12 protein-coding genes and 1 pseudogene are annotated in these 13,412 nt (G+C 74.3%); 3 read left to right on the top strand and 10 right to left on the bottom strand.

The window, feature by feature from the left end; translation table 11 throughout:
- The 4 genes and pseudogenes from ACIRFL_RS39905 to ACIRFL_RS39890 all read right to left on the bottom strand — a co-directional run.
- Positions 1–216 (bottom strand): annotated as a pseudogene (locus ACIRFL_RS39905) (hypothetical protein); the annotation flags it as partial.
- Between the two features lie 114 nt (positions 217–330).
- Positions 331–1,620, bottom strand: a complete 1,290-nt coding sequence (locus tag ACIRFL_RS39900) for an ROK family protein (protein WP_404039397.1) — start codon at positions 1,618–1,620, stop codon at positions 331–333.
- Positions 1,621–1,729: 109 nt separating this feature from the next.
- On the bottom strand, positions 1,730–2,710 hold the full coding sequence (locus ACIRFL_RS39895) for a phosphotransferase family protein (RefSeq protein ID WP_404039394.1): 981 nt from the start codon (positions 2,708–2,710) through the stop codon (positions 1,730–1,732).
- Positions 2,711–2,795: 85 nt separating this feature from the next.
- Positions 2,796–3,938 (bottom strand): winged helix DNA-binding domain-containing protein, encoded by a 1,143-nt coding sequence (locus ACIRFL_RS39890; protein ID WP_404039391.1) that lies wholly within the window; start codon positions 3,936–3,938, stop codon positions 2,796–2,798.
- A 189-nt stretch (positions 3,939–4,127) separates the two neighbouring features.
- Between ACIRFL_RS39890 and ACIRFL_RS39885 the strand changes: the two genes are divergently transcribed.
- From ACIRFL_RS39885 to ACIRFL_RS39875, 3 genes are all read left to right on the top strand, one after another.
- The gene (locus tag ACIRFL_RS39885) at positions 4,128–4,622 is read left to right on the top strand and encodes an FBP domain-containing protein (RefSeq protein ID WP_404039388.1); all 495 of its coding nucleotides are present in this window, start codon (positions 4,128–4,130) and stop codon (positions 4,620–4,622) included.
- Between the two features lie 86 nt (positions 4,623–4,708).
- Entirely contained in the window at positions 4,709–5,965 is a 1,257-nt protein-coding gene (locus tag ACIRFL_RS39880) for an aromatic acid exporter family protein (RefSeq protein ID WP_404039385.1), read from the top strand.
- 392 nt (positions 5,966–6,357) lie between these two features.
- The gene (locus ACIRFL_RS39875; protein ID WP_404039383.1) at positions 6,358–7,557 is read left to right on the top strand and encodes a lactonase family protein; all 1,200 of its coding nucleotides are present in this window, start codon (positions 6,358–6,360) and stop codon (positions 7,555–7,557) included.
- Here the strand turns inward: ACIRFL_RS39875 and ACIRFL_RS39870 are convergent.
- The 6 genes from ACIRFL_RS39870 to rhaS form a co-directional block, all read right to left on the bottom strand.
- Complete coding sequence (locus ACIRFL_RS39870; RefSeq protein WP_404039380.1) at positions 7,525–8,253, bottom strand: DUF2470 domain-containing protein; 729 nt, start codon at positions 8,251–8,253, stop codon at positions 7,525–7,527. The genes ACIRFL_RS39875 and ACIRFL_RS39870 overlap by 33 nt on opposite strands.
- Before the next feature lie 97 nt (positions 8,254–8,350).
- Positions 8,351–9,190: a pentapeptide repeat-containing protein gene (locus ACIRFL_RS39865; protein WP_404039377.1), complete on the bottom strand. Its 840-nt coding sequence runs from the start codon at positions 9,188–9,190 to the stop codon at positions 8,351–8,353.
- 95 nt (positions 9,191–9,285) lie between these two features.
- Entirely contained in the window at positions 9,286–10,587 is a 1,302-nt protein-coding gene (locus ACIRFL_RS39860) for an alpha/beta fold hydrolase (RefSeq protein ID WP_404039375.1), read from the bottom strand.
- Between the two features lie 98 nt (positions 10,588–10,685).
- Entirely contained in the window at positions 10,686–11,705 is a 1,020-nt protein-coding gene (locus ACIRFL_RS39855; RefSeq protein WP_404039373.1) for a LacI family DNA-binding transcriptional regulator, read from the bottom strand.
- 139 nt (positions 11,706–11,844) lie between these two features.
- Positions 11,845–12,165, bottom strand: coding sequence for an L-rhamnose mutarotase (locus ACIRFL_RS39850; protein ID WP_404039371.1), 321 nt, complete (start codon positions 12,163–12,165; stop codon positions 11,845–11,847).
- A gap of 84 nt (positions 12,166–12,249) precedes the next feature.
- Positions 12,250–13,329 (bottom strand): rhamnose ABC transporter substrate-binding protein, encoded by a 1,080-nt coding sequence (gene rhaS, locus ACIRFL_RS39845; RefSeq protein ID WP_404039369.1) that lies wholly within the window; start codon positions 13,327–13,329, stop codon positions 12,250–12,252.
- Between the last annotated feature and the right edge of the window lie 83 nt (positions 13,330–13,412).

Genomic DNA, 13,412 nt, shown 5'->3' with positions numbered 1-13,412 from the left:
GGGCAAGGACGCCCGTGCGCGGCGCCGGACCTGGACGCGCCGTCCACGGGGCGGGCCGCGCCGGCAGCGGGGCACGCCGGGCGCGGGCCCGCCGGTGGCAGGACGCACATCAGCGGTGCCGGGCCGGGGCGAGTCGTCGGCGGGGCGGGCCGGGGCGCGGGCGCGACGAGCGGCGCGAGAACGCCCGTCGGCGGCGAGCCGGGAGACACCATCCACGGGGCGGGCCCCTTCATCACCGGGGCGAGCCGGGCCGCGTCGGCAGCGGGGCACGCCGGGGCAGAGCGCACGTCGGCGGTGCCGGGGCGGGTCGTCGGCGGGGCGCGGGGGGGGTCAGCGGGGGGTGCGGTCGTCCAGTGCTGCGCGCCAGGGGGGCAGGCGGTCCTCGGGCGCGGGCCGCGCACGGTGTCCGCCACGGCTGAAGAAGTCCGCGAGGGGCAGGACCGCGGCGCCCACGGTGACCGCGTCGGGGCCGAGCCGGCCCAGGTCGATCGTCACCTTCTCGGCCGGATGGCGCAGCGCGTACGTGGTCGCGTGCCGGCGTACGGCGGGCAGGAAGCGGGAGCCGAGCTGCAGCCCGGCCCAGCCGCCGATCAGGATGCGCTCGGGCTGGAAGAGGTTGATCAGGTCGGACAGGCCGGCGCCCAGGTACTCCGCGGTCTCCTCCAGGACGGCGAGCGCCACCGGGTCGGCGGCGCCGCCCCCGGACGGATAGGCGGCGGCCAGCATCGCCGTGAGCGCGGTCTCCTCGTCGGTGTCCGCGGGCGGGCGCCCGCCCTCCTCGCGCCAGCGGGAGAGCAGGGACTCCGCGCCCGCGTACGCCTCCAGGCAGCCGAGCGCCCCGCAGCGGCAGCGCCGGCCGCGGACCCGCACCGTCAGATGCCCCCACTCGACGGCCCTGCCGTGCTCCACCTCCGGGGTGACGAGGCAGGCGCCGACGCCGGAGCCGAAGAGGACCACGACCGCGTTGCGGGCGCCGCGACCGGCGCCGAACCACATCTCGGCCTGGCCCAGGGTCTTGGCGCCGTTGTCGATGAAGTACGGCACCGTGTCGGGGAGCGGGGAGCCGGAGCGGAGCAGTGCCTCCAGCGGTACGGCGTCCCAGCCGATCGTCTGGCCGTGCACGACGGCACCCCGGTCGGCGGTGCGCTCGACGATGCCGGGGACACCGACGCCGACGCCGAGCAGCCGGTCGGGTTCGGTCCCGGCGGCGGCGAGCACCTCGGCGACGCCGCCCTGGATGTGGCCGACGATGACGTCGACGTCGTAGCGCTGCTGGGCCAGCGGGTGTTCCACCCGGGCGAGTTCGGTGAGGGCCAGGTCGAACAGCTCGACCCGGACCCGGGTCTCGCCGACGTCGACGCCGATCATGAGTCCGCTGTGCGGGGCGACGCGCAGCAGGGTGCGCGGCCGGCCGCCGTCGGAGTCGACGCTGCCGGCCTCCTCGACCAGGCCGTCGGCGATCAGGTCGGCGACGACGTTGCTGACCGAGCCGGAGCTGAGGCCGGTCGCCGGGCCCAGCTCGAACCGGCTGAGGGGTCCGTCGAAGTACAGCCGTTGCAGCACGGCGGCCCGGTTGCCCCGTCTGAGGTCGCGTACCGTGCGCCCGTTCCGACCCGCCATACGGCTCCCCCGGCTCCTGCTGCCCCTTCGATACCTTGCCCGACCTGCAACATACCTCTGCGGACGGGCCCCGCGCGAGATTCTTCCAACCCTTAGTTCACGCTGTGAGCTAAGAGGCGGGCGCCAGCTCGGCGATCTCGTCCAGCGCGGCGACGAGTTCCGGGCCGACCCGCTCGCGCACCCAGCGGTCGTGCGCCGCGTCCGCCGCCCGCGGCACGGTCTCGGTCAGCATGATCAGGTAGAGATAGCTGCGGTAGAGGGCGAGCCGCAGACAGGCCGCGGTGTCGAACACGGCATGGCCCCCGGCCTCCCGGTAGCCCACGAGGAACGCCTCTTCCTTCCTGATGTCCCCGAGCAGGGCCAGGGAGACGAAGTCGGCCAGCGGATCGCCCCAGAACATCCGCTCGCCGTCGATCAGTCCGCCGATCCGGGCCGGCCCCGCCGAGCGGTCCACCAGGACGTTGCCCTGCCACAGGTCGAAGTGGACCGGGCGGGCCACGGTGACCTCGTCCAGCGCGTCGTAGGCGGCCCGCGCCGCACCCGCCACCTCCTCGACGGGCCGGGGCAGCCGGGCCCGGTAACGGTGGGCGTCGTCGAGGACGGCGTCGAACATCGTGGTGAACGCGGTCCGCCAGTCGGCGGCGAGCGGGCCGAGGGCGCCGGACGGGTAGCCGTAGCCACCGGGCCCGGTCACCCGGTGCAGCCGGGCCACCTGGCGGCCCAACTCGGTGCGCAACAAGGTCCGTTCGCGCTCGCTCAGGGAGCCGTCCCAGGGCTCGCCGGGGCAGGCGGTCAGCAGCAGCCGCGGCCCGTCGGCACCGGCGCCGAGGGCCACGGCGCGCGGCGCCGGCACCCCGGCGGCCTCGGCGGCGCGGCAGTACGCGGCCTCGGCATCCAGGAGCCGGACCTCGTAGCGCAGTCCCGGGGCGGTCGGCGCGACCTTCAGCACATAGCGTTCGCCGTCCGCGAGCCGAAGTTCCTGCACGGTGTTGTAGGTGCCGCCGCCGAGCGGGCGCACCGCGGCGAGCCGGTCCGGCGCGATGCCCGCGTCGGCCAGTACCTGCCGGGCCCGCGCCCAGGAGTCCTCCATCGTGTGCCGCCCCTCCCCTGTCACGTCCCCACCGCCTCGTCGGCGGCCCCGCTCCAGGGTACGGACCGGCGGTGGGGGCGGGCGGTCAGGCCGGCAGCAGGCGACGCGCCGCGCCGTCGGGGAGCTTCGTCCACCAGTGGTCGTAGCGGCTGTAGGCGCGCGGGTCGCGGGCGGACAGCAGCGCGCCGAGCGAGCGGGCCTCGGCGGCGAGGCCGTCCCAGACGGCGGACTGCAGGTCAGCGAAGGCCGTGGCCTCGATGCCGCCGTCGACGGCGCGCCACACGCCGGCCACCCGGCCGTCGACCAGCAGCGTGGGCAGCACATCGCCGTTGACGCGGATCACCAGCCGCCGGTATGCGGGCGGGATGATCCGGCTGCGGTCCGCGTAGGCGAGCAGGATGCTGTCCCACATGCCCAGCAGGCGGGGCGGCGCCGGGGCGTCCGCGGGCGGGCGCGGGGCGCCGGGTACGTCGAACAGGACGGTGCCGCCGGGCCCGGCCAGTTGCTCGACCGAGCCGTCGAGGGCGGTCAACGCCCTGCGCACGAGGGAGCGTTGCACCATGGAGAACTGCGCGATGTCCGCCACCGACGCCGGTCCGAACCCGGCCAGGAAGCGCAGCACCAGGGTCTGGATCGCGGCCGGCACCGCGTCCCGGGTGGTGGGCGGCGGGCCCATGGGCGCGGCGACGAACGACGACCGGTGGCCGAACGACCACGGTCCGCCGGTGGCCACGTGCAGCAGCGGTGCGTAGGCCTTCAGCCCCCACCAGGCGCCGGCCGCCTGCTGCGGGCCGAGCCGCCGCTCCAGCCACGCCTTCAACTCGTCTGTGGTGCGCGTCCGTTCGGTGAACTCCAGCAGTTGGGGCAGCAGGTCGTGCGCGTGAGCCGGGGTGAGCCCGGCCGCCGCGAAACGGTAGCCGAGACGGGAGGCGTACAGCGTCTGCTGCATCGCCTCGCGCAGCGCCCGGTGGTCGTCGGCGTGCACCGCGTGCAGCGTGATGCGCATCAAGGTGGCCTTGACCAGGGCTTGGGCGGCGAACGCGGCGTCCAGGTCGGCGGGGTCGAAGCCGCCGATCCGGTTCCACAGCGCCACATAGGGGGAGGCGGGGTGCTGTGCCTGGAGGGCGACCACCCGGCGGACGGCGTCGTCGACACCGAGCGGTTCCCTGCCCAGCAGCAGTTGCCGGGACAGGGTGGCCCGGTTGAGTTCGCGCTCGGTGATCTCCATGACCGGGGATTGTGTCGTGACCGCCGCCGCGGCCGCCACCCGTGGCCGGCGGGCCGTGCGCCGCGTCCGCCCGCGCCGGGGCGCGCCGGAAATCCGCTGGCTCCCCCGCGTCGTGGCTGCCTAGGCTGCCCGCAGACCTGGAGTCCTCGGCTTTCTGGCTCCGGGTTCCGTACCACAGGAAGGACCGCCATGAGATCGCTCACCGAACAGGACATCCGCACCTCGTTTGTCAACTGCTCGAAGGGTGAGGCGAGGCGGCTGGCGGTCCCCCGCGACCTCGGTGAACGCCCGTGGGACGATCTGGACTTCCTCGGCTGGCGCGACCCCTGGGCGACCGACCGCAGCTATCTCGTGGCCGAGCGGGAGGGCCGGCCGGTCGGTGTCGCGCTGCGCTTCCCGGCCGCACAGCACGGTTTTCTGCACCGGAGCATGTGCTCGGTGTGCCTGACGACCCACGGCGGGGGCGGTGTCTCGCTGATGACGGCCCGCAAGGCGGGGGCGGCGGGCCGCGAGGGCAACTCGGTCGGCGTGTACATGTGCACCGACCTGGCGTGTTCGTTGTACGTGCGCGGCAGGAAGGTGCCCGAGTCCGGCCGGCGCTTCGAGGAAAGCCTCACCCAGGACGAACAGATCGCCCGCACGACGGCCAACCTGCTCGCCTTCCTCGACAAACTCCACGCCTGACCCATACGCGCCCCCATCACGGTCGAATGCCGCCGGACCAGGGCGGGTACGTTCGGTGGGTGCGGGCTCGGGGAACAGAGCGAGGCATGCCAGACGTACGGAAGTGGACCGCGGGCCCCAAGCGGTTCGTGAAGCGGCGCCGTGACCCGGTCGTCGTCCAGACGGTGCGGTCGGCCGGCGCGGCGACGATCGCGTACGTCGTCGCGCTGCGGCTGAGCCCGGAGCCCGCGCCGCTCACCGCGCCCCTGACCGCCCTGCTCGTCGTCCAGGTCACGCTGTACGCCACGCTCACCAACGGCATCCGCCGGGTGAACTCCGTGGTCGCGGGCGTCCTGGTCGCCATCGCCTTCAGCCTGCTGGTCGGGCTGACCTGGTGGAGCCTTGCCCTGGTGATCGTGGCCGCGCTGGCCGTGGGGCGCCTGGTGCGGGTCGACGAGTACGTACCCGAGGTGGCGATCAGCGCCATGCTGGTGCTCGGCGTGACCACGGTCGGCAACACGGCCTGGGCCCGGGTGGTGGAGACGCTGATCGGCGCGGCCGTCGGGCTCGCCTGCAACCTGGTGCTCGCTCCCCCGGTGTGGGTGGACGAGGCCGGGGAGTCGATCGAGGGGCTGGCCCGGCGGGTGCGGCAGCTGACGCTGCGGCTGGGCGAGGAGGCCGCGGGCCGGGTCCCGTGGGAGCTGGCCGCCGAGCGGCTGCACGAGGCGCGCAAGCTGGATCACGACATCGTCGAGGTGGACGCCGACCTGCGGCAGGCCGAGGACAGTCTGCGGCTCAATCCGCGCGTACGGGAGGGCCTGCTGCACCGGGTGGTGCTGCGCACGGGACTGGACACGCTGGAGATCTGCACGGTCGTGCTGCGGGTGCTGGCCAGGACCTTCACCGACCTGGCGAAGTCACGCGCGCCCCACCCCCTGTTCCCGCCGGAGACGGGCGCCGCCGTCGAACAGCTGCTGTCCGAGGTCGGCGACGCGGTGGTCAGCTTCGCGGTGCTGGTGACCACCGATCTGAGGGTCAGCGCCGAGTCCGCCGAGGCGCGGCTGACCGCCGAACTGCAGACGGCGGCGGGCACCCGCGACAAGGTCGCCCTGCTGCTGCGGGAGGAGGCCGAGCGGGACCCGCGGCGCTGGCAGCTGCTCGGCGCGGCCCTGACCGAGGTGAACCGGATCATCGACGAGCTGGACACCGAGCACCGTTCGCGCCGTCTGCTGGAGGAGCTGGACCGGGTCTCGCGCAAGCAGCGGGACCGGCTGCACTGGATGGCCTGGGTGCGGGAGCGGGTGGGCGTGCCGGAGCGGCTGCGCCGGAACCACACGGACGCCGGGGAACGTTCTCGCCGGTGAGGCGCGGGCCGGCGAGGCAGAGGGGCGTGCCGCGGGCGCGCGGCGGCGTGATGCCGCCGGTGTGCCTGCGCGAGGCGATGGGGCCGGACCTCGCGGGCTCGACGGAGCAGGCCGCGCTCCTGGCCCAGGTGGGCAGGGTGTGCGCCGTCTCGGGCCGGCCGTGGCGCGGCCGGCCCTCCCGCGAGCCGCAGAACTGTCCGGTGCAGGCCCCGGCGGCCCTGGCTCGACGGCGTCCCGCTGCCCGCGTGGACGCCGTCGAGCCGGGGCAGCCGGTCCGTGGCCGTGCGCTCGCCGCGGGGCGCGGACGGCCACGGCCTCGTTTGCTTCGGCGGGGCGGTCCGGGCCATGGTGGCTGTCACGACCGGGGCAGCGGACATCCGTGAGGTGCGGGCATGGGCAGTGGTGCGGGAGCGACGGGCGGCGGCTGGAGCCGGCGCCGGTTCGTCGGGGCGATGGCGGGCGGTGCCGCCGCGGTGGCCCTGCCGGCACCGGCGGCGCCGCGGGCCGAGCCCGGACAGCCGGCGCCCGCGTCGTCCGCCGCGCCCCGGCGCCCGGCCGAGCCGTCCGGCCCGCGCCCCCTCTACCTGGGCACCTACACCTCGGCCAAGGGCGGCGGCACCGGCATCGGTCTGGCCCGGTACGACCCGGTGACGGGCGCCGTCACCGGATCCGGCACCCTGACCGGTGTCGCCGACCCGTCCTACCTCGCCGCGCATCCGGACGGCCGCACCCTGTACGCGGTCGACGAGCGCACCAACGGCGCCGTGACCGCCGTGCGCCTCGCCGACCGGCGCATCCTCGGCTCCCGCGGCACCGGCGGCGCGGCGCCCTGCCATGTGTCGGTGCATCCGAGCGGGCGCTGGCTGCTCAGCGCCAACTACGGTTCGGGCAGCGTGGCCGTGCATCCCGTCGGCGCCTCGGGGGCCCTCGGGGAGCGCACGGCGCTGGCGACCCACTCCGGCCCGCCCGGCCCCGGGCAGCAGGGACCGCACGCGCACCAGTTCGTCACCGGACCCGACGGCGGTCATGTCCTGGCGGTCGACCTGGGCACCGACAGCGTGTACAGCTACCGGCTGGACCTGGCGCGGGGCACGCTGACCGAGGTCGCCCGGGCGCACACCCGGCCGGGCGCCGGCCCGCGGCATCTCGCCTTCCACCCGGGCGGCCGGTTCGCGTACCTGGCCAACGAGGTGGACGACACGGTCGTGGTGTGCGCGTACGACGCGGACACCGGCCGGCTGCGGATCGGCGAGCCGCAGTCCACCGGGTCCGGTGCGGGCACCAACTATCCGGCGCAGATCCTGGTCACGGCGAACGGCGCGTTCGCCTATCTGGCCAACCGCGGCCACAACAGCCTGGCGCGCTACGCCGTGGAGGCGGACGGCGCCAAGCTGCGGCTGCTGGACACCGTGCCGGTGGCCGGTGACTTCCCGCGGCAGATCGCCTTCTCGCCCGACGGCCGGCTGCTGTTCGCGGCGAACCAGCGCTCCGGCACGCTGAGCGTCTTCCATGTGGACGCGGAGAACGGCGGGCTGCGGCTCGCGGGCGAGCCGTTCGCCTCACCGGTCGCCGTCTGCGCGCTGCCGCTGTAGGGCGCGGGGGCAGGTGGCCGTGGCCGCCGCCTGCGCCAGCAGGACGTGGATGCGCTCGGTGAGCTGGGCGAGGTCGTCGGCGGGCCGGTGGAACGTCAGCCGTACGTCGCCGTGGGCGCGGGTGCGCTCGATGCGCAGCGTGAGTCCGTGCCGGTCCAGTGCGAGGGGCACCACACGGGTCGTGGCGTGCAGACTCTCGGGCCTGACGAGCCGGGTGAGGCGTTCGACGGCGTCGGGGTGGGCGTCGGCGAGGTGGGTGAGCAGCCGGGCCTCCGCGGTGGCGAGCGGGTCGGGTGCGGCGGCGGCGTACTCGTCGAGGCCGACGGTCTCGGCACCGGACGGGCGGCGCAGCACCACCCGGGTGGCGCGGAAGACGAGCCGGCCGTCCTCGGGGGCGAACCAGCCGGCCAGCCAGAGCCGGGCGCGGATCCGGCTGCGCACCGGCACGGGCGCCACGTCGGCGAACTCCAGCACCGCGCAGGGCTCGCCGCGCGGCGCGCAGATCGCCGCGGTGAGCAGGGCGCTGTCCTCGGGCACCTGAAGGATCACCCGCCCGTCGTCGGTCACGGTGTGCGCCCCGACGAGTTCGTCGCGCCCGCCGTGCGCGGTCACCGTGCAGGACCACGCCGTGGCGAGCACCGAACGGGCCCGCTCGGCCGTGCCGGGCCCGGCCGTCCAGGTCTGGCTGTCACCCATCCGAAACCTCCTTAGGTAAGGCTTGCCTAACTTATCGGAGATCGAGGTGTACGCCAACCAGGCCCCGGCGCGGACGCCGACGCGGACGGGCCGGGGGTCAGCCGTGTGCCGTCCAGTGCGCAGGGCGGGTGACCGACGCCGGAAGCCGGGTGCCTGCGCTGCCGCGGGCCGCTTCGGCCTGCGGCTGGGTCAGGAAGAGCACGCCCGTCAGATCCGCGCCCGTCAGATCGGCATCACGCAGATCGGCGCCGATCATGTCGGCGCCGCGCAGATCAGCGCCCGTCAGGTCGGCGGCGATGAGCCAGGCCCCGCGCAGATCGGCGCCGCGCAGATCGGCCCCCTTCAGGCGGGCGCCGACCAGGTCCGCGCCGCGCCGGTCCTTCTTCCTGCCCCGGGCGCCCGGTGTCGCCGACCGCGCCGACTCGCTGACGCGCCGCAGCAGCACGTCGACCCGCCGCCGGTGGGCGGCCACGTCCAGGACGGCCAGCTCCCCGGGGGTCTGCCGGGTGAGCCGGTCGGTGCTGCTCCATGCCGCGCGCAGCTCGGTACGCAGCGGGCGGGCGGCGGGCAGCTCCAGCGCCTCGGCGAGGTACCAGAGCAGTTCGTGGAGCTGCCGCACGACGGGGAAGACCTCGACCATGCTGCGGGCGTGCTCGGCGGAGCCGGTGCGCCAGTCCCGCCCGCCGAAGGTGAGCTGCGAGACCTTCTGACCGGCGCCGAAGCAGTCGTAGACCGTGCAGCCCGGGAAGCCCTTGGACCGCAGCTCGGTGTGGATGCCGCAGCGGTGGTCGTCCCGCAGGTTCGGGCAGGGCCGGCCGGCGGGCTTGTCGAGGGCGAAGTCCGCCGAGGCGGCGAAGGGCAGGGCGACGCAGCACAGTCCGAAGCAGCGCGCGCAGTCACCGCGCAGCGCCGCTCGGCGGTCCCTCTCGTCCGGCATGCCGGCCACCCTACCGGCCTGCTCGTCCGCCGCCCGCCCGGGCGAACGGCGGCGCTCCGCCCGGCCGCGCCCGCCCCGCCGGTCATCTGCGGCGCTCACGCCTCGTCGCGGGTCAGGGCCAGCAGACGGTCCAGGACACGGGGCGCTCCGACGCGCAGGCCGTCGTGCTCGAACTCGTCGGTGACCCAGGTGCGCAGGCCTCGGATCGCGCGGGCGGTCCGCAGGGAGAGTTCGGTGTCGACGTACATGTCGTCGTGGTAGACGGCCGCGGCGACCGGGACCTCGTTGGCGGCGAGGCGGGCCGGGTCGTACAGCGGCTGCCAGTCGGCGCGGGCGGCCAGCAGCTCGGCGGTCTCGCGCAGCGGACGCAGGGCCGGGTCGGTCTCGAACATCCAGGGGTGCACGGTCTCCCCGGTGAACAGCACCGGCGCGTCACCGGCGAGCGCCTTGGCCGCGTCGAACTGCGGGAACTCGGCGCGGACGCGTTCGGCCGCCCAGGCGGTGGGGCGGGCGTCCTGGCCGTAGATGGACTCGTGCACGAGCGCGTACAGCGGGAACGCCGCGTACGAGAGCAGGCCCCGGACCGTCTCCTGGAAGGCGTCGGACAGCTCGGGGCCCGACGGGGTGCGCACGAAGGCGTCCTCCAGCAGGTGGTGCAGTCGGTGGCTGCCGTCGCCCGTGCCGAGCATCAGCCCGAGGGACTGGAACGCCTCGACGGTCAGCCGGTAGCCGCCCGGCAGTACCACCTCGTGGTTGAGCAGGTGCTCGGCGATGTGCCGGGCCCGCTCGACGTCCTGCGGGTAGCGGGCGTAGTGGGCGCCGACCTTGCGTTCGACGCGCGGGTAGGCGGCCCGGTAGACGTCCTCGGCGTGGGCGTCCAGGGAGGGCAGCCCGCCGGTGATCACCGCGGTGTTCATGCCCTCGGGGGCGAGCGACAGATAGGTGACCGTGCAGAAACCGCCGTAGCTCTGGCCGAGCACGGTCCAGGGGGCGCCGCCGGTCAGTCGCGGGCGGATGTGCTCGCAGTCGCGGACGATCGAGTCGGCACGGAAGTGGGTGAGGTAGCGGGCCTGTTCGGCGGGGCCGCCGCGCAGCGGCAGCGTCTGCCGGGTGGCGGGCGTGGAGTGGCCGGTGCCGCGCTGGTCGAGCAGCAGCACCCGGTACTCCTCCAGGGCCCGGCCGAGCCATGCCTGTCTGCCGATGAAACGATTCGCCCCGTGCCCCGGGCCGCCCTGGAGGAAGACCAGCCAGGGCAGGTCCCGGTCGGCCTTGTCGCTCGCGACGACCTCACGGGCGTACAGCTCGATGGTCTCGCCCGCGGGGTCGGCGTGGTCCAGGGGCACGGTGAAGCGGTGGTCGGTGAGGACGACGCCGGGCTGGCGGTAACGGTGGCTCAACAGGTCTCCCGGGACTGACGGATGGACGCGTCCCAGTTCAGCACATGTCCGCCGGCCCTCGGACACCCGGGATCATGGTTCGGCCGCGGGCCGGGCGGTCAGCGGGCGGCGAGACTCGAACGGCGCACCACCAACTCCGGCTGGAGCACCACCCGCCGGTGCTCATGGGTGCCGTTCGGCGCCTCCGTCTCCTCCAGGAGCAGTTCGGCGGCGAGGGCGCCCATGGTCACCGCCGGCTGGCGGACCGAGGTGAGCGGGACGGCGGCGGCCGCCGCGAACTCGATGTCGTCGTAGCCGACGATCGCCAGGTCGTCCGGGACCACGACCCCGGCCGCGTACATGGCCTGCAGGACGCCGAGGGCGAGCAGGTCGTTGGCGCAGAAGACGGCGGTCGGCCGGTCGGCAAGGCCGAGCAGCCGGGCGCCCGCGTCCCGTCCGGCGGCGACGTCGAGGCGTTCGGTGGGCAGCTCCCGCAGGCACTGCGGGCCGAGCCCGGCCTCGGCGAGCGCGTTCAGGGCGCCGGTGCGCCGGTCGCGGACCTGGTTCAGGCCGGGCGGACCGCTGACGTAGGCGATGCTGCGGTGCCCGGCGTCCACCAGATGACGCACGGCCAGCGCGCCGCCCGCCACGTCGTCGACGGAGACCGAGCACTCGGTGGTGCCTTCGGCGACCCGGTCGACCAGGACGAACGGGATGCCGTGCCGGCGGAAGGCCGCGATGTTGCGGCCGGTGGCGTCGGCCGGGGTGAGCAGCACCCCGCGCACCCGCTGCTCGGCGAACAGGGCCAGGTACTCGGCCTCCTCCCCGGCGTTCTGCGCGCTGTTGCAGACCATCACGCCGAGCCCGGCGTCCCGCGCGGCCCGTTCGGCGCCGCGCGCCAGGTCGACGAAGAACGGGTTGCCCATGTCGAGGACGAGCAGGCCCATGATCCGGCTGCGGCCCGCGCGCAACTGGCGCGCTGACTCGCTGCGTACGTAGCCGAGCCGGTCGATCGCGGACTGCACCCGGGCACGGGTCTCGCTCGCGACGGTGTCCGGGCGGTTGATGACGTTCGAGACCGTGCCCACCGACACTCCGGCGGCGCGGGCGACGTCCTTGATACCCACCGACTGGGCCATCGGGCGGGGACCTCCTGGGAGACGAGGGGCGGCGGGAAACCTTCACACTACCGTCGGCGCCGCCCCGCTACGGGCTGGTCACGCGGGCAGGTCGAAGCCGGCCGGCACGGTGGGTCCGCTCATGAGCGGGCTCCGGGGATCAGGCCAGATGGAACACTTCGGTGAGCGGTCTCATGGCCTCGTCGGGTCTGGCGCCGTCCAGCGACTCGAAGAACGGCGCCATCTCCGCCTGCCAGCGGGCGTTGACGTCGGTGGCTTCCATGGCCGCCTGAGCCGCCGCGAAGTCCTCGGTCTCCAGGTAGCCGACGAGCAGGCCGTCCTCGCGCAGGAAGAGCGAGTAGTTGTGCCAGCCGGCGGCCGAGAGCGCCGCGCGCATCTCGGGCCAGACGGCGGCGTGCCGCTCGCGGTACGCGTCGAGCCGGTCCGCGCGGACCTTCAGCAGGAAGCACACGCGCTGCATCAACACCCCTTGGGGACGAGAAGGTGACAGGGTTCGGTGGCTGATCCGGATCGGTGGCCGACCCGGATCAGCGGCCGGCGCGGATCAGAAGTCGAACTGGTCGATGTTCTTCGCATCGAACACGGTCGGCTTGCCCAGGTTGATCACGCCGTCCTTGCCGATGGTGTACTCGGTGTCGCCCGCCTTGAAGGTCTCGCCCTCCTTGCCGGTGATCTGTCCGGAGGCCAGCGCGACGGCGGTGCGGGCGGCGAGGTCGCCGAGCCGCGCCGGGTCCCACAGCTCGAAGGCGTCGACGGTGCCGTTCTTGACGTACTTGCGCATGTCGTTGGGGGTGCCGAGGCCGGTCAGCTTGACCTTGCCCTTGTACTTGGAGCCGGACAGGTACTGCGCCGCGGCCTTGATGCCGACCGTGGTCGGGGAGATGATCCCCTTCAGGTTCGGGTACTCCTGGAGCAGGCCCTGGGTCTGCTGGAAGGACTGCTGGGCGTCGTCGTTGCCGTAGGCGGTCTTGACGAGCTTGATGTCCTTGTACTTGGGGTCCTTCAGCTCCTCCTTCATGAAGTCGATCCAGGTGTTCTGGTTCGTCGCGGTCTGCGCGGCGGACAGGATCGCGATCTCGCCCTTGTAGCCGATCTGTTCGGCGAGCAGCTGCACCTCGGTGCGGCCCAGGTCCTCCGCGCTGGCCTGGGAGATGAAGGCGTTGCGGCAGTCCGGGGTGGTGTCGGAGTCGTAGGTGACGACCTTGATGCCGTTCTTCATGGCCTGCTTGAGCGCGGTGCACAGGGCGCCCGGGTCCTGCGCGGAGACGGCCATCGCGTCCACCTGCTGCTGGGTGAGGGTGTTGACGTAACTCACCTGGCCCGCGGTGTCGGTGGCGCTGGAGGGGCCGACCTCCTTGTAGGTGGAGCCGAGTTCGGTGACGGCCTTCTCGCCGCCCTTGTCCGCGGTGGTGAAGTAGGGGTTGTTGACCTGCTTGGGCAGGAAGCCGACGGTGAGGCCCTTCTTCAGGGCGGCGTCGGGGTTCGCCGTGCCGGCCGCGGTGTTCGAGCCGCCGGAGTCCTTGACGTCGTTCTTGGTGGTGCCGCCGCAGGCGGTCACGGCCAGGGCGAGGGAGGTGGCGGCGGCGAGGGCCGCGCAGGTACGGCGGATCGAAGACGTTCGCATGGCGGGTTCTTTCTGACGGAGGTGAGTACGGAGTTGCCCAAGGGGCGCGGAGGACTGCGCGACCGGCCACGGACGGCCGCGGC

The organism is Streptomyces sp. NPDC102462 (genome assembly GCF_044765425.1).
In the GTDB taxonomy this organism is placed as follows: Bacteria; Actinomycetota; Actinomycetes; order Streptomycetales; family Streptomycetaceae; genus Streptomyces.
The sequence above is the reverse complement of the archived record's forward strand: the minus strand, read 5'-3'. Positions and strand labels throughout refer to the sequence as shown.